Genomic DNA, 21,364 nt, shown 5'->3' on the forward strand with positions numbered 1-21,364 from the left:
TCTATTCATACTTCCTCCAGATAGTCATCCCACAGATCGATGAACACCTTGTCCGGACGCGGCTCGCCCCACAGTTCCTGCGCGGTGAAACTGACGCTGTAGACATGCTGGGGATGTTCGCCCAGGCCGTGCGCCGCAGTATCTGGCGTGATAAACACACCGTGAGCGATCTCTATGCGACCGACTTTATCGCGTGCGTAGCGTGGCAGACGGGTATGTGTGGTCGGATTGAAATTTTTCGTTCGTACCCGATCGCCCACCCGGAAGCGGGGCGTAACATCATGACTGACGCGAGCAGACCCGCCGGTGCTAACGACCTTCGATACCATATCCTGCGTCAGCACAGGCGTGCCAGGCATACAGGAGGTAGGCTTCGCGCCTCCCCACAACTCTTCAACGGTGATCACCCCCTTTGACAGCAGCAGCGTTTCGAATGCATGCAGCCAGTGCTCGTAGTAGCTCGACTGCAGATATTCTGTCGGCGCCATACCTTCGATAGCGTGGCGGAATTCATCGACGTTAAAGTGTCCGCCGACGAACAACGAGGCAAACAGAGGAAATACCCTGCGTTCCCACTCATGATGGAAATAGGGCTCGTTTTCCTCAGTAGGGATCGGGCCAAGGCCGTGCATTCCCCCCAAATCATGTATCCCGTTCATGGTTTTCTCCTTTCGTTATGGTGCGCTAACCACACCGGTGCCAATCATCGAATCGCGGGTGACCAGCTCGATTAACTGCGTTTCGCTCCAGCCGTCGGTCCCCGCCGGACGTTCTGGCAGGACCAGATAGCGCAGCTCGGCGCTGCTGTCCCAGACGCGGATCTCTTTGCTTTCTGGAATGTGTAACCCGAACTCGGCGAGAACGCCGCGCGGGTCGATGACGATACGTGAACGATAGGGCGCTGATTTGTACCACACAGGCGGCAGCCCCAGAACCGGCCAGGGGTAGCAGGAACACAGCGTACAAACGGTGACGTTGTGCACGTCCGGCGTGTTCTCCACGACCAGCATGTCTTCGCCCTGTATTCCGGAGAAGCCAAGTTCAGCAATGGCGGCGGTGGCGTTTTCCATCAGACGACGTTTGTATTCCGGGTCACTCCACGCTCTGGCGACAACCTGTGCGCCGTTTCGGGGGCCGACTTTGTGCTCGTAGGTGTCAATCAACTCATCCAGCGCAGCCGGGTCGATCAGGCCTTTTTCCTGTAACAAGGATTCCAGTGCGCGGACACGTAGCTCGATGTCTACAGGTGGTTGGGTATGGTCGTGGTCGTGTTTATGGCTCATTTTATGCTTCCCGAGAGTTAAGGTTAAAAATTCCGCCAGTCACCGCAGGCCTCGAAAGCGGCGGCGGCCTGATAGATAGTGTTTTCAGCGTAATGACGTCCTACCAGCATCATGCCCACCGGGAGTCCGTCGACCATGCCACAGGGAATAGACATCGCCGGGTGACCGGTGATGTCCTGCGGGGCGGTGTTACCGATCATTTCGAAAGCGCGCGAAATATATTCGGTGATTGAGCAGTCTGGGTCTGGCATCGGCTGAGCGAGGATAGGTACGGTAGGCATCACCAGCAGATCGAAATCGCTCAGCGCGCGGTCGTAGCCGGCACGGGCCCGACGCGCAATATTCTGCGCCCTTGCGTAGTAGCGACCGTTATAGCGTTCCAGCCCATACTGGCCGACGAACATGCAGACTTTGAGCGATGGGGAGAGGGCATTCGCGCAGTCGCGCCATTGCGCGTGTTTGTCCAGCAGGCCGACGTCGTACTGGCCTTCCCAGTTAAAGCCCATGCCGTTGCCGTGCATCATCTGGGCGGTCAGACCTTCGCAGCCGATAGGCGACCAAAGCGCGCCCGCCAGATTGTGTTCCGGCACGGAAATTTCGCTAACGATGGCCCCAAGCGCTTGCAGGCGGGCGATAGCGGCTCGTACCTTCGCTTCTACCTGCGGATCCATATTCGGCAACTGGAATCCCTCGGTCAGAATGCCGATTTTCAGGCCGTGCGCGCCTTTGCTGAGGGCGGCGGTATAAGTTTCTACAACCGGCGCGTACTGACGCGGATCAAGCCCATCACTCCCGGCGATGGTTTCCAGCATTAGCGCGTTGTCGCGCACGTTGGCAGTGATGGGACCGGCGTGGTCGATGGTCGCCTCAATCGGCATGATGCCCGTATAAGGCACCAGACCGTGGGTCGGTTTCATGCCGTAGGTACCACAGAAGGCGGAAGGGATACGTATGGAACCACCCTGATCGCAGCCTATCGCCATGTCCACTTCGCCAATCGCTACCAGTACGGCGCTGCCTGAGGACGAACCGCCGGAGCAATAGCCATGACGATGGGGATTGTGTACCGGGGCCGGGTCGGAAGTGTGGCTGCCGCCGGAGAGGCAGAAGTGCTCGCAGGTGGCTTTGCCGAGAATAGTCGCCCCGGCATCCAGCAGGCGGGTGGCCACGGTTGCGTCGTAGGATGGGACGAAACCTTCGAGGGTGGAGGTTCCGTTCATCATCGGTACGCCGGCAAGCGAGACATTGTCTTTAAGGGCGATGGTCCGCCCGGCCAGCGCCCCAGTCGCCGCACCTTTTACCTCGGTTTTGTAATACCAGGCGTTGAGCGGATTGTCCTCGCCAGTGGGACGGTATCCGGCGGCGCGTGGATAGCGGACCTCCGGGATGTCGTCAGGAAGAGAGTCGACCAGATCGTAGGCGTCGAAGTTAGCCTGCATCAGCGCGAGATATTCTTCAGCCTGCGCCGGCGTCAGGTTGATATGCAGCCGACTGGCAAGCTCTTGCAGTTCTTCGGCAGTGGGACGTTGAATAGCCATGTTTTTTCCTTTTTCCTGTGTTTGCTCATGCATCAGTCTTGAACATAAGCCCGGAATGCCATCCAGACTTGGTTATCCGAGTCAGTCGTTTGGCTGAAATGGACACCCACCCAGCCAGTGGGTGTCCGTAAGGTGTTAAGACGGCTTATCGGCTTTAGGCCAGTGGATACCGACACTTTTCATGCCCTTGGTCACGTCCATGTCAGGGTGTGAGAGCACTACATCGCGGTACGAAGGACTGCCGATAACGGCGGGCTTGAACTGGGTCAGGAAGGCAGTGACCTCTTCACGAATATCCTGCGGCACGTTGAAGTTTTCATAACACTCATCGATAGATTCGAACACGGCTTTCCAGTGCACCTCGGTCAGCCCCATGCCGCGGTGCGCGGTCACCATATCTCGTCCCCGATAGATGGTGTTGCCACCCCAGTGCTTGCACAAGAAATCAACGAAGTTGATATGTTCTTTCTGGAATGAAGACTCGGACACGTGCGCCCAGATATGGCCGATATCGGGATGCTTCATACAGGTCTTCAACACTTCGCCTGCGAAGGCGTAGACGGCGTCATACCCGCCGAGACGTTCATACAGGGACGGCTTTTGCTGCTGTTCGTTCATGGTGGATTTCTCCGTAACATGTGAGTGGAAGGGGATGTTGCGGTCTCTGTTCAATCAGAACAGTTTCATCACGCGCAGGGTGGTGTGGAGATCTTCCTTAAAACCGCCATCAACGTTGATATCGCGTTGGAGCAAGCCCTGCACTTGCACCGTAGGGGTGATGAATTTCGACAATTCCAGCCTTACCTGATCCGAACGCGTCGCTTGTCCGTTCTCGACGCCGTCGATCTGCTGTTTACCGCCCCACGATTTGGCGTAACCGGCAGAGACGGTCCAGGTGTTGTCTGCGGGCGGCGTCCAGCTTATCCAGCCCTGAAATTGATAGGTGTTGTCTTGTGTGAGGCGGCCGGTGCCGATGCCCGTGGCATCGTTGTTGTCGCCATACCACATCGCATCAGCGGACAGCTGGGTGGCGAAACCGTTACCAAGCTGTTGCACGCCGCCGAGCTGCAGGTCGAACTTCCAGCGGTTCTCACCGACGTTGAGCGTACGCCCGGCATCGTAGGAACCGGCAGGGACGTACAGGTAGGGCACGAGGGCGAAGGTGGTGCCGGGGTTGTTCACCAGCCAGACAGGGGCGGTCAAAATTGGGTCGCCCAGGCCGCTGGCGGAATCGAGGCGAGCGCCGCCCAGGGAGCCGTTATAAAGACGTCCGTAGGGCATCAGCACCTGCGGCGCGACGGTGAAGCCAGCCACATCCATGTAGTGGACGTAACGAAAGATGCTGACGAAGGAATCCAGCCCGGTGCCTTGCTTAATTTCGTCGCCACCTGTAGGGGTAAAGCTGTCTCGCGTGGCGTAGGTGAAATACGCCAGAATGGCATCGGTACCGGCAGGCGCCGGAATGAGATCCTGTGAGTTGAGATCGACCGCATGGGCCGGGCTCGTCGCCAGCCAGAGCGTGCAGGCGACCAGGCTGATGCGAGATGTGGTGCCACTAACAGTCATAACGTTACCCTCATGTCTGATATCTCTTGTTTATTTCCCGGTACCAACGTGGCCGGACGACATTACGGTTACTGATATTAGGGAGAAATTTGCGGCGTACTTGTTTCATAAGGACAGTCGTTTGGCTGGCAGGGACAACGGGCGGGCAGGGTGAAAAGGTTCATAGCGTGATGCTCCGTCGTAGCGCAGATGTGCACGCCTGGAGTGCGATTATCGCTATTTCGACGCCATTCGCGACGTGGGACGCCAGGCGCGTCGACGCATTTTCCGCCCTATTTCCGCAGCCTTAGCGCAGATGCTCGTGATAGACGGAGGCGAAATCTGTGTGCTGGCACGATAGTTGCTGCCCGTCACACCGTGTCTGTTGTTTATGCGGGAATCAAGGCGCGAGGTGAGTAATAATGAATAGCATCATGCAATCTGCGGGCAGCTCCCACTATTCGACCGTTGGCGTTGCCGAGTCGCGCCGCTTCGAGTACTGGAACGATGTGGTGTTGCGTCACTGCATCCCGGCCGCCAGTGTGCCCATGGCTGGGGTCGACTTTGATGCCCGGCTTGCGGTACGCGGTGTAGGTATGGTGGATATCTGTTCGTTGTCTGCGCCGTTGCACCGCTGGGAACGCACCGCGCGTTATCTGAGACAGGGCCCAGACGACGATCTGTGGCTGGGCTATATGCAGGGAGGGTACGGCCAGCTTGAACAGGGGGGACGCAGGGCGGCGCTGACGGCGGATAGTCTGGTGCTATACGATGCCGCCCAGACTTTCAGCTTTAGCCTGGGTGGGCGCGATAACCATCTGGTACGGGTCCCGCGGCATCTGTTGAGCGGTCGTTTGCCGAGAATTGAAAACCTCACCGCGATGGTACTGGACGACGGTCGCCCCGGCGTGATCCCACTGCGCGAAATGCTGCGTCAGGCAACAGCGATGCCAGACTGCCTGGTCAATCCAGATATTTCTGGTCGTTTCTCCCAGACAATGCTGGATCTGCTGGTGCTGAGTCTGGAATTGCAGGATCTGGATAACGTTAGCGCTGAGCGCGATCTCTACGCCCGGATGATGATTTACATTCGGCGGCAACTTGTCGATCCAGATTTGAACATTGAGAGCCTGGCGCAGGCGCACCACGTTTCCGTTCGCACCGTCACGCGGGCTTTCGCCCGTCACAAAAAAACGCCGATGGCCGTAATTTGGCAGGAGAGGTTGCGAGCGAGCCGGGAGGCCCTCGAACGCGGACGAGTCAGTAGCGTTTCCCAGGCAGCGCTGGATTTTGGCTTCTCCGATTTCTCTCATTTTAGCCATGCCTTCCGCAAAGCCTTCGGTATCTCGCCTCGCTCACTGCTGCCCAGGGAGCGGCAAAATTTGTGATGCGCTATTGCGCAGTGCTGATCCATAACGATGAGTGAAACTGCGCGTGACGAAAGGGGCTATATCCAGGCGTTGCGGCGGCAGGTGGATGACAAGATGGTGTTAGTTCTTGAGAAACTAGAATGATTTGAATAATCCCGGTTAGGCGGGCGATATGGCTACTGGGGCGAATTGCGGCAACTCGGCCTTTCGAATGGCATTTAACATAATATACATTATGCGCACCAATAGTATAGAGACTCAATGTTAATGTCTATCGCAGTTCATTCACCCGATTGATCGGCCAGTCTGCTATGACGTTAAGCACATGACGGAGGTAGCTTTCTGGATCCACGCCGTTCAGTTTGCACGTCCCGATCAGACTGTACAGCAACGCTCCTCACTCTCCTTATTTGGTGGACACCACTTTGTCGGATGATGCATCAGATTATGACCAGACGGCTTTCGCTGGACGCTTACGGTGAAACTGAGATAACGGAAAATCTGGGGTTCCGTCGTAGAACCCCAAACTGGGCCGAAAAAATTTAAGCCAGATGTAATCTGACAGACACCTGTATAAATAACCGTTAACTGTCAGATCAGGTCTGAGCTAATACAGATAAATTTCGCTTTCCAGGCTGCCTCTCCTAAGTCCAATCCTGATAACCGTTTTCGTGAATCCAGACAAGCCCAGCAGGACAAGCATCAGATAAAAACCAATATCCATTAAACGCGCCACACTCCATCTCTTCAGGAGAATTTGGGAAACTTTCTCTAAACTTAGAGACCTGCTCTTTTATTGTTCCCGTCCAGAACTCGCCACCGTTTCCAAGCCTGACTTTCCCCTCATACATTAAACGCTCGATAAACCAGAGAAATAACTCTTTCTCTTCATCAAATGACAGCGTTATCTTACCTGATAGGCTAGCTGGGTGAATATTTTCCCAAATCGTAACCATTGATGCCCCTTCAAGGGCTTCCTTTCTTTTTTTATATTCATCATTTGTAATCATATATAACTCCCTATCTAAACTTGAATCCCCGGGAAAGATAGTCCTGTGTGACATCCCGCTCCCGGATATCCGGGAGCGTCATACAACCCGGTGCCGAGACGGTCGTCAGTTTTCGCACGGCAGAGCGCGGAAGCACTGTGACGTTATCCAGTCGGATATACCGGAGCTGAAAACACTGACCGGTCGGCTCTGAAGGGGTTGCTTCCGGGAGAGAGGGCGCGGATGTGGAATGACGGAGCATGTCACGCTGCTGTTGCGTCTGTTCCAGCAATGCCGTTTGTTGTTGCTCACTGGCACTCTGGTCCGTAGGACTCAGGGGCGCTGCCAGGAGGGCTGTTGCAGTGAGGCTGCCCAGCAGAAGGCCGTACCTGGCAGAGGACAGACATGACATCAAAACTCCGCTTTCTGAAATGCTGTGAAATCAAATGTAATGATTTGCAATCAGATGTCCACCATTAATTCACAATTGAACGCAAAATGTGCAATTCTGATGCAATACTCAGTGTTCCCGGGAGGAAGAAAATATGGCGGTTTCAGCCGTGGCAGAGGTTTCAGAGGCGGGTTGATGATAAAGCCGGAATACTCTGGCTTTATCCCGAAGCGGGAAGGATGAACTGAAATCGCCCAAGAGTTAAACCGCAGGTTAATCGTTAAGGATATCGAGGTCTGACACCCACCAAATAGCGCCGGCTTAACGATGCTGCTCTTCCCTACTCCACCTATGATCGCCCCCCGGAAATCCGGTTAAATAAACTAAGGAAAACCACAGCAACGGCGACCAACATGATTTCCGCCGTTGCCCGCCGGGGGCTACGGCGACAATATTCACCTGACGTACTCCTGCGGCTTAACCTGATTATTATGGGTAAGACGGCAAGCTTTTCGCTTGCAGAAATCGCGGGAATGTTCGGCAGGGACGGAAAACCTGAAATTTCCCGCGACCTCTGTAGTGCAAAAGCCCGGGATCTGAACGACAAAATAAACGACCTGATGGCACTGCGCGACACGTTGCTTCACGTGGCCAACTGCCCTGCCTTATCGCATATGGACTGTCCGACGTTCAGACGACTAGCCGGAATAGCACGAAAGCATCACCGGGGGCAGAAAAAACGAAGCAAACGTGCGTAATCGTAAAATGTCTAAAAGCAAAGCGCGACGGCTGATATCTTCGCCCGGCCGTCGAAGCTAAGCTGAAAAAAATGACGTCAGAGTAAGGTTGAGCTGTCTGGCAATATTGAACACTGACGATATAAAACGGAAATATCTATCTCCAAATATCCGCCTTTTTGTTTACGGCACGATCTACCATCTTTATTAGCTAATAAAATAAATATACCGTCATTATCACCTCTTTTATTTACTGCATACGAAACACTATTTTCAATCAAGCTTACCGGGGTTATTCAGGCGGGAGTGATGTTTTATGCCTGAACAATTAAGTAAAATCAACTTCCGTTGGCGGCACCGGCAACGGCCCGGCTAAGGCCATGTCGGTAAACAGCATCAGGATCCTAACGAGGGCATCCAACGGTAACATTAGCAGCAGGATTATCTTAAATAGCTGAAAATATCCCACCATTCCACTTTTCGATGACCTTCTCCAAAAAATAATGTCGTCGCTATCGCAAAAGAGAAATTATTCGCTTTATTTATAAATTGGCTTGCGGAATAATTAGTAAGGTTTTATTACGCAGTAGAGGAATTAAGATGCGTTTCAGTACCATGCCCGACAGTGAAATTATTTCTGAACTGTGCCGAAGAATTAAAGAAACGCGTATACAGCTGGGGCTATCACAGATTGAGCTTGCCGAACGCGCCCAGGTCGGCGCGGCAACCATTAAACGCGTTGAACTAGGTGAGTCCGTCACTCTCAGTACGCTGATTGGTATTTTGCGCGGCCTCGACCGACTACATCAACTGGAGTCAATTTTATTTGATTCACATATGCGCACCTTTAAAGCGCAAATTAATTCCGGGGCCCCTTCCCGTATCCGCATTCGGAAAAAAACGCATCAGCCAAAAGAGAAACAGGCCGCCGCGGCGCAGACCAGCGAGTCAAACGCCACCATTAACGAATGGTACACCTCATCGGCTTCTAACAGCGTGGTATGGTCTTTTCAGCCGCCTGACGGAGAGAAAAAAAAGCCCTAAACTGTAGGGCCTGCACCACCGGGGAAAGAAAAAACGCCTGTCGTTAAACAGGCGTTTTTTTATGGGACTCAGGATTCACACACCGCGACTTTAATCGCCAGACCGCCTCGGGCGGTTTCACGGTATTTGGCGTTCATGTCTTTGCCCGTCTCAAACATCGTTTCGATGACTTTATCCAGTGAGACTTTTGGATCGCTGGTACGGTACATCGCCATACTGGCCGAGTTAATCGCCTTCACCGCCGCAATCGCGTTACGCTCAATGCAGGGTACCTGGACCTGACCGGCCACCGGATCGCAGGTCAGGCCAAGGTTATGCTCCATACCGATCTCCGCAGCGATGCACACCTTCTCCGGACTGCCCCCCAACAGCTCGGCCAGTCCGGCGGACGCCATCGAGCAGGCCACGCCCACTTCGCCCTGGCAACCGACCTCAGCCCCGGAAATGGAGGCGTTCATCTTATAAAGAATGCCGATCGCGCCCGCCGTCAGGAAATAGCGCATAGAGATTTCCGGCGTCACCTCTTTGATAAACCGATCGTAATAGGCCAGCACCGCCGGGACAATGCCGCAGGCGCCGTTGGTCGGCGCGGTCACGACTCGCCCACCCGCCGCGTTCTCTTCTCCGACCGCCATGGCGAACATATTGACCCAATCCATCGCGCTCAGCGGCGTAATCGACTGGCTCTGCGGCGCCAGCACACGGTGCAGCGCAGAAGCTCGGCGCGGCACCTTCAGCGGCCCCGGTAAAATACCTTCCGTATTCATCCCCCGATTAATGGCGTTTCTCATGGTCTCCCATATTTTTGCCATATTTTGCTCAACGCTCTCCCTGCCGTGGCGGGCGATCTCGTTTTTCATCATCACCGCGGAAATCGACAGGCAGTTGTCCTGGCAGTGCGCCAGCAGGTTGCGAGCGGAATAGAACGGGAACGGAATATCGACATCCGCGCCCTGACTCTTGCCAAAGTTTTCCTCGGTCACGATAAAACCGCCGCCGATGGAATAATAAGTCTGGAAATGGGCGATTTTGCCGTCGCAAAACGCGGTAATGCTCATGCCATTTTCATGCAGCGGCAGAAATTCATTGTGAAAACGCATGCATTCCGCCACCGGAAACTCAATTTCGCGCTGGCCTTCTTCAATAAACAGACGATGCATGGCGTTGACATCGCGAATAATGCCGGGAATGGCGTCGATATCCACGGTATCCGGTAAATACCCGGACAGTCCAAGAATAATGGCGATATCGGTATGGTGGCCTTTACCCGTTAATGAAAGAGAACCATACACGTCCACCACCAGACGGGTGACTTTATGCAGCAGGCCTTTTTCCTGCAGGGTATCAACAAAATGTTTTCCTGCTTTCATCGGCCCAACGGTATGGGAACTGGACGGCCCGATGCTGATTTTGAAAATATCGAAAACGCTAATCATGTGGCACCCATGCGGTTACATAGCAAAACGAATACGCCGCCGGTGAGCGGCGGCGCTGAAACTTAGCTGAATAGAGAGAAGAAAATGGCGGAGATGGCAATCAGTCCCATCACAACCACGAACGCGTTGCTGATGTGACCGCTATATTTGCGCATAGCCGGTACTTTGTTGATGGCATACATCGGCATCAGGAACAGGATCATCGCGATGACCGGGCCACCCAGCGTTTCAATCATGCCCAGAATGCTCGGGTTCAGGGTCGCGACAATCCAGGTGGTCACCAGCATGAACAGCGCGGTGATCTTGTTCAGTTTGTTGATTTCGATCGATTTGCCTTTACCGCGCAGAGACTTTATCACCATGCCGTTGAAACCTTCACGCGCCCCGAGATAGTGGCCGAGGAAGGATTTGGTAATCGCAATCATCGCGATGATCGGCGCCATCCAGCCAATCACCGGCGCGTTAAAGTGGTTCGCCAGGTAAGAAAGGATGGAGATGTTCTGTGCTTTCGCTTCCGCCAGGTTTTCCGGGGAGAGGCTCAGCACGCAGCTGAACACGAAGAACATCACGGTCAGCACCATCATAATGTGGGCAAAGCCCAGGATACGGGAGCATTTGCGCTCGGCGTCCTCGCCGTATTCTTCACGCTTTGCCACTGCAAAAGAGGAGATAATCGGCGAGTGGTTGAAGGAGAAAACCATCACCGGGATAGCCAGCCACAGGGTCATCCACAGCCCATTCCCCGTAGCCGAAGCGCCGCTCAGCGACAGGGTATCCAGAACCGCGCCATTCCATTGCGGTATCAAATACAGCGCCAGTATCATTAACGCAAACACGAACGGAAATACCAGTACGCTCATGGCCTTAACAATCATTTTTTCGCCAAAGCGGACAATACCCATCATCCCGACAATTAAAATCAACGATAAAATGGCGCGCGGCGGAGACACCAGCCCCAGCTGGTGAGTAATAAAGCTATCGACCGTGTTGGTAATGGCGACACTATAGACCAGCAGAATCGGATAAATAGCAAAGAAATAGAGCAGCGTAATGAGTTTACCTGCCCCGGTACCGAAATGCTCTTCCACCACTTCGGTAATATCTTCCCCCGGATTTTTTCCTGACAGCACAAAACGGGTTAAACCGCGGTGGGCGAAAAAGGTCATTGGAAAGGCAAGAATTGCCATGATAATTAACGGAATTAAGCCGCCAACCCCGGCGTTAATCGGCAGGAAAAGCACCCCTGCGCCTATCGCGGTACCGTACAGGCCCAGCATCCAGACGGTATCACTCTTTCTCCAGCCGCTGCTCTCGCGAGCGACGAGGGTATTTTGAACGGTTTCCATAATATGGCCTCAGTAATAAAAATAGGGTCAGAATTTATTGATTCTGATGCAGGTAATAAAAACGCTGTGTTTATTTGGCTATTTTATTAAATGCGACTATGCTAATTCGCTAACAGCGATCACATAACCTGATGGATAGCGGTGACTTTTAACGCATCAAAATTAATACTGAAATTTTTATATTTTTTAAAGTATCATTTTTAAGACGTTATTATTTATATGGGTGTGCTTAAGGTGCTGGATATTTATATAATTCACGTGCAGAGATAACAACCACTATTTGTCATACGATTAATAAAACGCAAAAAATCAGGGGCAAGGAAATAAACGCCCTCCCCCTCAATTATTTAAAACAATCAGTCGTCAACTTTTGCCTGTCGTTTTACCATGAGTAGTCATCCTGTCCCGATTAATTATTTCCGTAAGAGGATCGTTTAGCGGACAGTGAAAATGAGTTTTGTATCTTGGAGAAATTCATTGCTGACGCTGTTTTATATAACTGGTACGATATCAATCTCTTTGACGGCCCCTTATACGTACATATCTATGACAGAAATACGCATTGGCTATGCCCGAAGTTCAACTGACCGACAGGATCTGGCTGCACAGCAAGAGGTCCTCATCGGTCTGGGCGTTTCTCCGGACCGGATTTATTCCGATAAGGGGTTGACTGGTTCAAATCGCCAGCGACGCGGTCTGGTTCAGGCTCTGGCGGCTGTTCGCCAGGGAGATGCGCTGGTCGTACCGAAACTATCGGACGCTTTCCTGTGGAAAATAATGGAAAACCGGATTTAATGAAAATCAGCAAGGAGCGATTATGTACAACAACAATGAAGTCATCAGTTACCTACAAGCCAACAAGATTCTTGCACTGAAGCTCGATCATGCTGTTTCTGCTGTCGGCGAAAAGGTCAGAAACCAGGTTGATGCATTAGGGAAGGGGGCAACCCGCCTGCTGTATTACACGTCCTGTTTCACCGATGAATACAACGATGTTTGCCAGCAGCAAAAGACAGAAGATTTGCGCTTCAGGAATGCTGTTATACGCATTATCCAGCATGGTGACGTTGTCTTTGAAATGCTTCGGGCCTACTTTGAGGAAATATTCAAATACAAAACTAATGCTCAATTAGAGCATATTAAAAAAGCGCTTATGGCCGTGAATATCCATATCGCTGCCAACACCCTTACAGGTGCAGGGTACGCTTTAGCGGTCGCTACCAGCATTCGTATTGGATTGAATCTAAATATGCAACTCAGTGCCCTTACGGGACGCGCTGCGGGTACGGTTGCGGGGGTTTTGGCTACATATGGTCTGGTTCAGAAAGCGGCGGATAGCGCCCATCGTTTACACGTCCAATACCCAGCCTATTATTCAGCACTTTACATGCAACAACTAGAAATGATGTATTTTTTGATTGAACCCCTATTCGAGCGCGCAGGTGCCTTTGAAGCGCAATGGATGTCTGATTCTGGCATAGCAAATATTATCACCCGGATGATTAGATAATCATGATTCAATCACTAAAGAAATTTCTACTGTGGCAACTCAGGTTTTTATCATCGTTGTACGGACCTGTGATCCTCACGATTATTTTTGCGCTGCTTCAGGGGTATTTTTTTCCTGAGAGCCCTGTTTGGCCTATAGGCGTATTTGCCATGATTATGATTGTTGTTTTTACGCGTTATTGTAAATGGTGACAGGGTGAAGATCACTGTTATTAAATCATCACTGATAAGGAAATTATATGGCTACTCCCGCTCATTTATGGCTTGAAGATGAAAACGGATCGCCGATTGTTGGCAGTTGTTTAATGCCCCTGCGTTTAGGTTCTATCGAATTAAAATCATTTTCGCACGGTGTAACCATTCCAGTAGACCCCAGTTGGGGCAAACTTACTGGAACGCGCGTTCATAGCCCGATCACGATAGTGAAAGAATTTGACCAAACGACACCTGTTCTGTATCGCGCCGTATGTGAAGGCCGAACACTGAAAAAAGCAACAATCAAGATGTACCGAATACTGGAATCGGGCATTGAATCAGAATATTTCAATATCATCCTGGAAAACGTCAAAATCACGACGGTTTCCCCATACCTTGCCCCTAATGGTATGAGTAGCACACATCTGGAAACAATCGAATTGCGTTATGAGGCGATTACCTGGAAGTATACGGAGGGTAATATTATTTATCGTGATTCATGGAACGATCGTTGTTGTGCCTAATGACGAAGTTTCTGACCTCCGTGCAGCCCATGGATGCTGGCGCTGGCCGACGCACGATAAACGCCTGAATCCGGGAAAGAAAGTGCCAGCTTGCTGGCACTTTTCACCTTAAACAGGGTTGATGACCGTCATGCGGGCACCTTTAAATAGGGCGCAATGCTCGCTAATTTCTCCCGGGTTTCCGTCAGTTCGCGCTCCGGCGTAGATTGCGCGATGATACCCGCCCCCGCCTGTATCCAGCAGCGCTGGCTATCCTGAAACACGGAACGCAGCACTAACGCCGCATCGAAGCACGTATCTTCCAGAAGCAGGATTGCGCCTGAATAGAGCTCCCGCGGCGTTTTTTCAATTTGCATGATCGCGTTGAGGGCCGCTTTTTTAGGGATACCTGACGCGGTAATTGACGGAAACAGCACGGTAAACGCATCCCAGGCATCCTTATCTTCCGCGAGCTGGCCGCTGACGCCAGACCCCAGATGCTGGACGCTGCCGCGCTGGCGAACCGACATCAAATCCTCGACCACTACGCTGCCGGGCTGGCAAACCGCCTCCAGTTCGGCAATGGCCTCTTTGACCGAGAGGATATGCTCAAGCACCTCTTTACCGTCGTGCAGCAGCTCCCTCTCATTTACCTGATTATGCGCCGTATCGCCCATGCGATCGCGGGTGCCCGCCAGCGGCTCAGTGACCACTTTGTTTCCCGTCACCGACATCACCAGTTCCGGACTAAAACCCAGCGCCTCGCGTCCTTGCTGGCGAAACATAAACGTACGGGTGGGCGTGTTGGCCTGCCGTCCATATAGCAGCGTAGCGGGCATATCAATTCGCGCAGGCAGAGGAATCGCGCGTGAGACGATGACTTTAACGTAATCGCCGCGGCGGATCGCCGAAACGGCGCGCGCAACCTGCTGTTTATACGCTTCACCGTCCAGGGCGGTATCCACAACCATTGGCCCGCATGGTGTCGCCGTATCGACCTCTTTTACCCACTCGCACAGACGGCGGCATCCGTCGGCGGAGTCCGCGTAAACGGTAACATTTCCCTTCTCAAAAATAAGTTCTTCACGGGGAGCGGTTAACGTTAGCAGCGGCCACTCGCCGGCATCAAAGGCCATTCCCCGCGCATGGGCCGCAAAGTTGAACCCAACCTGGCCATATACCCGGCATCCTCTTACCCGCGGATGCGTCATAAAACGACGCGCGCAGTCGATAATCGAATCTACCGCCCACTTTTGTTCTCCGGCATCATCAATGAATGTCGCCTGGGTGCCGTCGGCATTAATCTGCAGTTGCGCCTGGCATCCTTTACCTATGTACCAGCAAGGTTGGCGCTCATAGACATAGCACTCTTCATCTCCGAACTGACGTAAGACGCCAGAAATCATCGGCAGCCATTGCTCCTCTGGTAACGCCAGGTGTAAAAATTCACTGATTTTCATCCCTTACCTCTCTCTGTTATTCCCGAATCAATCAATTGAGCTTGTCATCAGTTCTTTTGCCGAACGCAGTCTGATAGAAACAATCCACGCCGCCAGCAACGTGAATAAGCCGGCAAACAGGAAGCAGGCCGTATAGCCAAAGCGCTGCGCGACAACGCCGCCGACTACGCCGGCCAGAATGGCGATGGCGGCGTCAGTACATTGAAAGAGCGTAAAATCGACACCGGCCTGCAAAGGAGAAGAAAGCGCCATCAGCGTGGCGTAAAGACAGACCAACGCGCAGGCCAGCGAAACAGATTGAACTACGATCAATACCTGGAGAATCGGCAGCAGTAGAGGACCCGGCGCTATCTTCAGCGTCATCACTACCACCAGCAGCGCGATGCCCTGCACGCCATAAGCCGTAAACAGCGCTCTGCCGGGTGAGAGGTATTTCATCAGCAATCCACCCGCCAGCGTTCCGGCTATGCCCGCCGCAATATTACCGCCGCTGAACAGCGCGCCGAGCGCTGACATGCTCAGACCATGGTCCAACAGCAACGGCGCCAGAAGAGGCAGCACAAACCGCATGCCGGAATTCAGCATCACTACCAGCATTAAGCCCAGACGAGCCTGTCGCCTTCTAAGCGCATAACCCAATGCCGGAACATGCGGAACAGATGCTGCGCGCGTTGGTTCGGCAACGCGCCACAGGGGTACGGATAAGACCAGGATCAGCGCCGCCATCATCAGCATGGCCGCAGGCCAGCCGACGGTCGCCGACAGCATCAGAAACACCCCGCCGCCGAACATCATTCCCAGATAGCTGCCGCCGACCTGCACGCTGTTTCCCCAACCGTACCCTGCGCGGGTCAGCTGATCGACGCAAAAACCATCGCTGGCGATATCAATAGTGGAGGCGACCGTACCCGCCACCATAAACAGCGCAAATAGCGCGACGACTATCGTTTCGGGCAATACGCCTTCTCGCCCTGTCCCGCCAATCGCGGCGGCAATCGCCAGGATCGCCGCGAGCGCAGCCTGCCCGCGCAGGATCAGCATGCGGGAACGGCGCTGCGGGCTGCCAGGAGGTAGCCGCCAGCGCTCGACCCACGGCGCCCAAATAAACTTCAGCGCCCAGGGCAGCATAAACAGGGTTGTGGCCCCGGCAAGCGCAAGCGATCCGCCAGCAGCGCGCACCAGCGCCGGTAAGGACTGCATCGAGAGCGCCGATACCAGACTCTGTGTCACATAGATGCCGGCAATGGCGAAAATCACCCGCCCGGTGGTTAACGTCAACGGTTTCACATTCGACGGAACGTCACTCATGCGCCACCTCCTCTGACGTGGAAACCCCTTCGGCGCGCCAGACGCGGGCGGCCATTTGCGCGTGCCACAGCGCCTGGTAACGCCCATGAAGAGAGAGCAACTGCGCATGGGTGCCCTGTTCAACCACTTTGCCCTCCTCCATCACCAGGATATTTCCTGCCCCGACGATGGTAGACAGGCGATGGGCGATAATAATCACCGTCCGGTTGTGAACCAGGTTATCGATAGCTTTCTGTACCGCCAGCTCGCTATCGATATCCAGCGCGGCGGTCGGCTCATCAAGAATGACGATCGGCGCATCTTTCAATAAGGCCCTGGCAATGGAAATCCGCTGGCGCTCGCCGCCCGATAGCTGTCCGCCCATCTCGCCCATTGGCGTCAGCCAGCCTTGAGGAAGGCGGGTAATGAATTCAAGACACTGCGCCGCGCGGGCGGCCTCTTCTACTTCCTGCTGGGTCGCCTGCGGGCGCGCAATCAGGATATTCGCCAGCAATGTGTCATCAAACAGCCAGACATCCTGGAATACGACGGAAATCAGGCTGTTGAGCTGTTCCGGCGTCAGGCGACGAATATCGACGCCGCCGATAGAAATCCGCCCTTGCTGCGGATCGGCATAGCGCATTAACAGTTTGCTGACCGTGGTTTTACCTGCGCCGGAAGCGCCCACCAGCGCGCTCATACTGGCCGCCGGAAAGGTCAAAGAGAGGTCATTGAGCGCGGGATCGCCGCTGTCGTCATAGCGGTAATGAATATTGTCAAAGCGGATATCGTAACGTTCCGGCATCTCTCCGCGTTCTGCAACGGGAAGCGGCGCGATCGCCATAAACTGCTCAATACGCTGTAAGGCGCTGGCAATCAGTTCCACCACCGAGGTGTAGCTTATAAACATGGCCATCGGTTCAGCGAAACGCATAATCATCGCGGTGGCGGCAATCAGAAAGGCGAGGTTCAATGTGCCCGTGCCCACCCAGATGATTCCGCACAACACCACCACCTGTAGTCCCAGCTCCACAACGCCGGCGATCAGCATCGTCGCGCCCGCGCTCTGGCGGTGAGTGCGGGTCTGTAAGTTTTCCAGAGCGTTAAAATGATCCCGCAGCGCCCGGCTTTTATCAGCATCGCTACCGCAGGTACGCAATATCATCATCCCCTGCACAAATTCAACAATATCCCCGCTCAGCCGCTGGTGCGCTTCGCCCAAGGTCTGCATTTGTCGCCGCATCGCCGGGCGGCGCCAGTAATAAAACGGCGCCAGCAAGGGGAAGATCAGCAGCATCACCAGCCCCAACCGCCAGTCGATCCACAATGTCGCCAGCGACGCCGTCAGCGGCGTGACGATGGTCAGCAGTAAAATATTGGCTATCGCAATCACATAGTTGAGGTTTTCATCCACGGAGCCCAGCAACAAGGCGTTCGTTTCGCCCGCTCTGCCGCGCTGGAGCCTCTCCAGCGGCACGCGGCGTAATTGTTCGCCCAGGCGCAGACGCAGTTCATGGGTGGCCTGCGCCAGATGCCCGCGGTATTCAAAGCCCAGCCCATACCAGCGGAGAGCCAGCGTCACAAACGCCGCAATGCTGAAGGCCAAAGCCCAGTGAAGAAGTCGAGATGCCTCATTCCGTAGCAGCGCATCAACGATCGGATAGAGGCAGGCGAAGGCGATCCCCTGCATCAATGCCGCCAGCAGCAGAGCAACCAGACTGCGCCGCAGCGTTCCCACCTGACTGCCCACGCTGGAGATAAGCTGGCGCCAGATCGCGCGCCAGGCCAGATTATCCGCCGGGTTAGTGACTTTCATTTTGCACCGCCTCTTCCTGCGTTCCACCCGGCGCCCACTGCTGCGCCTGCTGATAGCGTTGCCATAGCCGTTGATACAGGCCACCTTGCGCCAATAGCTGCCCGTGGCTCCCGCTTTCCCGAAGCTGACCGTCGGAAAACAGCAATATCACATCGGCCTGACTCACCATGGAGAGACGATGCGCGACCATGATGACCGTCCGGCCGCGCATGGCAGCCGCGAGGGCTTTGATAAGCGCCGCTTCACCTTCCGGATCGGCAAACGCCGTCGCTTCATCAAGCACCAGAATGGGACGGTCCTGCAAAAGCGCCCGGGCGATGGTGATGCGCTGCCGCTGCCCGCCGGAGAGGAATACCCCTCGTTCCCCGACTCGCGTGCTGTAACCCTCCGGCAACGCGCTAATAAACTCATGCGCCTGCGCCACTCTGGCCGCCGCTATCACCGATTCCAGCGGCGTATCCGGCGCGCCCAGACGGATGTTATTGGCGATCGTGTCGGCAAAAAGAAAGTTGTCCTGAAACACAAACGAGATTTGCTTCATCAGGGTCTCTATCCGCATATCGCGCAGATCCACGCCGCCAATACGAATATGGCCTTTGTCGGGATCGGCATAACGTAGCAGCAGCCGCGCCACGGTGCTTTTCCCGGCGCCGCTTGGCCCTACCAGCGCCACAATTTGCCCGACAGGCACGTGAAAGCTCACCTCCTGCAACGCGGCGCCAGTCCGCGCTTGCGGATAATGAAAGCTTACCTGCTCAAAGGTGATACTCGCCTCTTTCGGCTGTCGATCGGCTCGCGGGCGCGAAAGTTCCGGCATCGTGAGAACCTGATAGATACGCTGAACGCTTAAACGCGTTTGCGCGACCAGGTTATTAAGCATCATCATCGGCATTACCGCTTCGGCCATTCCGCTGGCTATCAGTAATACGGCTACCCAGGCGATAAAATCGAGACTACCAGCGTGCAGCAGGCCGTATCCGCACCAGATAAGAACGAATAAGGTCGGCAGCGGGTTCAGAATCGAGAATGAAAAACGCGCTGAAAATCCGGCCTGTCGATACCAGCTTTTGAGCACATCGACCCACTCTTCGAGGGCATGTTGATAGCGCAAAAAGCTGGTACTGCCGCTATCAAAGGTCCTCACAACCGGCATGGCCTGTACGAACTCAATCACCGCGGCGCTGACCCGTTCACGCGCCTGATGATAACGCTGAGCCATGTTTTCCGAGCGCTGCCGGGCGAGTAACAGCACCACCGAACCAAACGCCAGTACCCCCAGCGTCGCGATGGCCAGTCGCCAGTCCAGCCAGAATACGAGAACAACAGTCGCCAGCGGCATGATTATGGCGCGGGCATAGAGCGGCGTACTGTCAGCAACAAAAATATGTAACGACTTCACATCATCCAGCATCACTTTCGTCACCGATCCGCTGCCCATCTGCTGTAACGCGCCCGGCGCAAGCTGTAGGGTCTTGTGGGCTAATCTGCTGCGCAGAATATTCTCCAGATGGAAAGCCGCATAATGAGAGGTATTGAACGCCTGCAGGCGCAGGATAAAGGTCGCTATCACGCAGCCAACTACGCCGCTCAGCGGCCAGACGGGGATGAAGTCAGGCGCCCCGCGCAGATCGCGCAGGCACCATGCCAGAAAAAGCAGCGCCCCCAGGCTGGTTAAGGCCGCCAGCCCTGCCAGCGCCATAGCCAGGAGCACCTTCCGGCGAACCGGGGTAATCACCTGCCAAAGAGGAAATCGGGACAGCGATTCAGTGTTGGATGAGTGAGATGACATGGGAGTGGCTGATTTTCCTGATGAATTTTTATGGACGCCAAAAACACTATTTCAAGGTGGCGTTCCGGGAATTAATGTGAATAATAACCATTATCAATTACTCATCTACCCCATTCGGTTCTATTTATACCCGCATTGGTCTAAGCCACAGGGAGATAACCCGGTCATGACGGAGTCACCACATACGCAATCTGCCATCTCTATTCACCAGCTAGTGGTTGGAAAACCCGCGAACGACGGCACTATTCCTGCCCAGTGTGAGCTGCTGCGCTGCTCGCTGCAGGAAGGTATGGATATTTTGCTCTGGCGGGGCCACTTTGCTCAGCCCGAGACGTTGCAGCTGCACGACGACCTGGGCAGGATTAACTTCTCTTGCATTCTGGAAGGCACATCGCGCTTTGCGATCCAGGGACTCAGCCGCCACACCGACTGGGAACTCGCGCGCGATCGTCATTACATTACCCATACGCCGGACTGCCGCGGCAGCGCCTCCTACTGCGGCCGGTTCGAGAGCATTACGCTCTCTTTCAGCCCTGAAGCCCTCGCGCTGTGGGTGCCGGATATTAGCTCGGTCATTAAAAATAAGATCGACTCCCACTGCTGTTGCCAGCAGCAACGTTGTAATGCCGAAACCCACCTAACGGCTCAGGCCCTGCGTCATGCGCTGATGCGGATGCACGGCGGCTTCACTCATGAACAAAAACCGTCGACGTTATGGCTACAGGGACAAAGTCTGGTGATGCTCAGCCTGGTGCTGGATGAACATCGCGAGGACGCCAGCTGTTCCTCCTGCCACTTCAATCCGATGGAACGCCAGAAACTGCTGCGGGCAAAGGATCTGCTGCTGGCCGATTTGACGCAGGCGCCGGGGGTCACCGAACTCGCCAGAGAGTCCGGTTTAAGCGTGCTTAAAATTAAGCGGGGATTTCGCGTTCTGTTCAACAACAGCGTCTATGGACTTTTTCAGGCCGAACGCATGCAGGAGGCAAGAAGACGGCTGGCTAATGGCAATACTTCCGTTATGACGGTGGCGGCGGATCTAGGCTATGCCAACGCCAGCCATTTCTCCGCCGCATTTCAGAAGCAGTTTGGCGTCACCCCGTCGACCTTCAAACGTGTGATCTAA

Annotated in this window: 19 protein-coding genes and 2 pseudogenes; 8 read left to right on the forward strand and 13 right to left on the reverse strand. The window is 54.3% G+C overall.

From position 1 onward, the window contains the following. Positions 1–5: 5 nt before the first annotated feature. The 5 genes from nthB to K7H21_RS14265 form a co-directional block, all read right to left on the reverse strand. Positions 6–659 carry a nitrile hydratase subunit beta gene (nthB, locus tag K7H21_RS14245; protein ID WP_223035151.1) on the reverse strand — a complete coding sequence of 218 codons (654 nt, stop codon included), beginning with the start codon at positions 657–659 and terminating at the stop codon, positions 6–8. A gap of 15 nt (positions 660–674) precedes the next feature. Beyond that, entirely contained in the window at positions 675–1,283 is a 609-nt protein-coding gene (gene nthA / locus K7H21_RS14250; protein WP_004120432.1) for a nitrile hydratase subunit alpha, read from the reverse strand. A 23-nt stretch (positions 1,284–1,306) separates the two neighbouring features. Next, complete coding sequence (locus K7H21_RS14255; RefSeq protein WP_004120430.1) at positions 1,307–2,821, reverse strand: amidase; 1,515 nt, start codon at positions 2,819–2,821, stop codon at positions 1,307–1,309. Positions 2,822–2,956: 135 nt separating this feature from the next. Beyond that, the gene (locus tag K7H21_RS14260; RefSeq protein ID WP_228751055.1) at positions 2,957–3,493 is read right to left on the reverse strand and encodes a group I truncated hemoglobin; all 537 of its coding nucleotides are present in this window, start codon (positions 3,491–3,493) and stop codon (positions 2,957–2,959) included. Further along, positions 3,494–4,387: a transporter gene (locus K7H21_RS14265; RefSeq protein WP_049112086.1), complete on the reverse strand. Its 894-nt coding sequence runs from the start codon at positions 4,385–4,387 to the stop codon at positions 3,494–3,496. 167 nt (positions 4,388–4,554) lie between these two features. On the opposite strand from K7H21_RS14265, the gene K7H21_RS29215 reads away from it, so the two are divergent. Beyond that, on the forward strand, positions 4,555–4,677 hold the full coding sequence (locus K7H21_RS29215) for a hypothetical protein (protein WP_261365445.1): 123 nt from the start codon (positions 4,555–4,557) through the stop codon (positions 4,675–4,677). 111 nt (positions 4,678–4,788) lie between these two features. Beyond that, complete coding sequence (locus tag K7H21_RS14270; protein ID WP_004120423.1) at positions 4,789–5,754, forward strand: AraC family transcriptional regulator; 966 nt, start codon at positions 4,789–4,791, stop codon at positions 5,752–5,754. A 253-nt stretch (positions 5,755–6,007) separates the two neighbouring features. On the opposite strand, the pseudogene K7H21_RS14275 reads toward K7H21_RS14270, so the two are convergent. Together K7H21_RS14275 and K7H21_RS14280 are read right to left on the reverse strand one after the other, a co-directional pair. Beyond that, a pseudogene (locus K7H21_RS14275) lies at positions 6,008–6,133 on the reverse strand (transposase domain-containing protein); the annotation flags it as partial. A 247-nt stretch (positions 6,134–6,380) separates the two neighbouring features. Then, entirely contained in the window at positions 6,381–6,746 is a 366-nt protein-coding gene (locus tag K7H21_RS14280) for a DUF596 domain-containing protein (protein ID WP_142445752.1), read from the reverse strand. A 783-nt stretch (positions 6,747–7,529) separates the two neighbouring features. On the opposite strand from K7H21_RS14280, the gene K7H21_RS14285 reads away from it, so the two are divergent. Continuing rightward, complete coding sequence (locus K7H21_RS14285) at positions 7,530–7,874, forward strand: MerR family DNA-binding protein (RefSeq protein WP_213223371.1); 345 nt, start codon at positions 7,530–7,532, stop codon at positions 7,872–7,874. Positions 7,875–8,453: 579 nt separating this feature from the next. Continuing rightward, positions 8,454–8,897 (forward strand): helix-turn-helix domain-containing protein, encoded by a 444-nt coding sequence (locus K7H21_RS14290; RefSeq protein WP_004120375.1) that lies wholly within the window; start codon positions 8,454–8,456, stop codon positions 8,895–8,897. Positions 8,898–8,965: 68 nt separating this feature from the next. Here the strand turns inward: K7H21_RS14290 and K7H21_RS14295 are convergent, their stop codons facing one another. Both K7H21_RS14295 and K7H21_RS14300 read right to left on the reverse strand, forming a co-directional pair. After that, positions 8,966–10,333 carry an L-serine ammonia-lyase gene (locus K7H21_RS14295; protein WP_087828112.1) on the reverse strand — a complete coding sequence of 456 codons (1,368 nt, stop codon included), beginning with the start codon at positions 10,331–10,333 and terminating at the stop codon, positions 8,966–8,968. A 62-nt stretch (positions 10,334–10,395) separates the two neighbouring features. After that, on the reverse strand, positions 10,396–11,679 hold the full coding sequence (locus tag K7H21_RS14300) for an HAAAP family serine/threonine permease (protein WP_170100463.1): 1,284 nt from the start codon (positions 11,677–11,679) through the stop codon (positions 10,396–10,398). 546 nt (positions 11,680–12,225) lie between these two features. Between K7H21_RS14300 and K7H21_RS14305 the strand changes: the two are divergent. The 3 genes and pseudogenes from K7H21_RS14305 to K7H21_RS14315 all read left to right on the forward strand — a co-directional run. Continuing rightward, positions 12,226–12,432: pseudogene (locus K7H21_RS14305) on the forward strand (recombinase family protein); the annotation flags it as partial. Positions 12,433–12,496: 64 nt separating this feature from the next. Continuing rightward, a complete protein-coding gene (locus tag K7H21_RS14310) occupies positions 12,497–13,189 on the forward strand; it encodes a hypothetical protein (protein ID WP_123829373.1) in 693 nt (230 codons plus the stop codon). A gap of 238 nt (positions 13,190–13,427) precedes the next feature. Next, positions 13,428–13,907 (forward strand): Hcp family type VI secretion system effector, encoded by a 480-nt coding sequence (locus K7H21_RS14315; protein WP_142445756.1) that lies wholly within the window; start codon positions 13,428–13,430, stop codon positions 13,905–13,907. Positions 13,908–14,035: 128 nt separating this feature from the next. Here K7H21_RS14315 and K7H21_RS14320 read toward each other — a convergent pair whose 3' ends face one another. The 4 genes from K7H21_RS14320 to ybtP are packed head-to-tail and all read right to left on the reverse strand — an operon-like array spanning position 14,036 to position 20,148. Further along, positions 14,036–15,346 carry a salicylate synthase gene (locus K7H21_RS14320; protein WP_142468932.1) on the reverse strand — a complete coding sequence of 437 codons (1,311 nt, stop codon included), beginning with the start codon at positions 15,344–15,346 and terminating at the stop codon, positions 14,036–14,038. A 27-nt stretch (positions 15,347–15,373) separates the two neighbouring features. Continuing rightward, positions 15,374–16,654, reverse strand: coding sequence for an MFS transporter (gene ybtX / locus K7H21_RS14325; RefSeq protein ID WP_223035152.1), 1,281 nt, complete (start codon positions 16,652–16,654; stop codon positions 15,374–15,376). Beyond that, positions 16,647–18,449: a yersiniabactin ABC transporter ATP-binding/permease protein YbtQ gene (gene ybtQ, locus K7H21_RS14330; RefSeq protein WP_223035153.1), complete on the reverse strand. Its 1,803-nt coding sequence runs from the start codon at positions 18,447–18,449 to the stop codon at positions 16,647–16,649. The genes ybtX and ybtQ overlap by 8 nt, the downstream gene beginning before the upstream one ends. After that, positions 18,436–20,148 carry a yersiniabactin ABC transporter ATP-binding/permease protein YbtP gene (gene ybtP / locus K7H21_RS14335; protein ID WP_220676198.1) on the reverse strand — a complete coding sequence of 571 codons (1,713 nt, stop codon included), beginning with the start codon at positions 20,146–20,148 and terminating at the stop codon, positions 18,436–18,438. Before ybtP ends, ybtQ begins: the two co-directional genes overlap by 14 nt. A 256-nt stretch (positions 20,149–20,404) precedes the next feature. On the opposite strand from ybtP, the gene ybtA reads away from it, so the two are divergent. Beyond that, positions 20,405–21,364 carry a yersiniabactin transcriptional regulator YbtA gene (gene ybtA / locus K7H21_RS14340; RefSeq protein WP_123829366.1) on the forward strand — a complete coding sequence of 320 codons (960 nt, stop codon included), beginning with the start codon at positions 20,405–20,407 and terminating at the stop codon, positions 21,362–21,364.

It is taken from the genome of Klebsiella sp. CTHL.F3a, assembly GCF_019890895.1.
Lineage (GTDB): Bacteria > Pseudomonadota > Gammaproteobacteria > Enterobacterales > Enterobacteriaceae > Klebsiella > Klebsiella grimontii.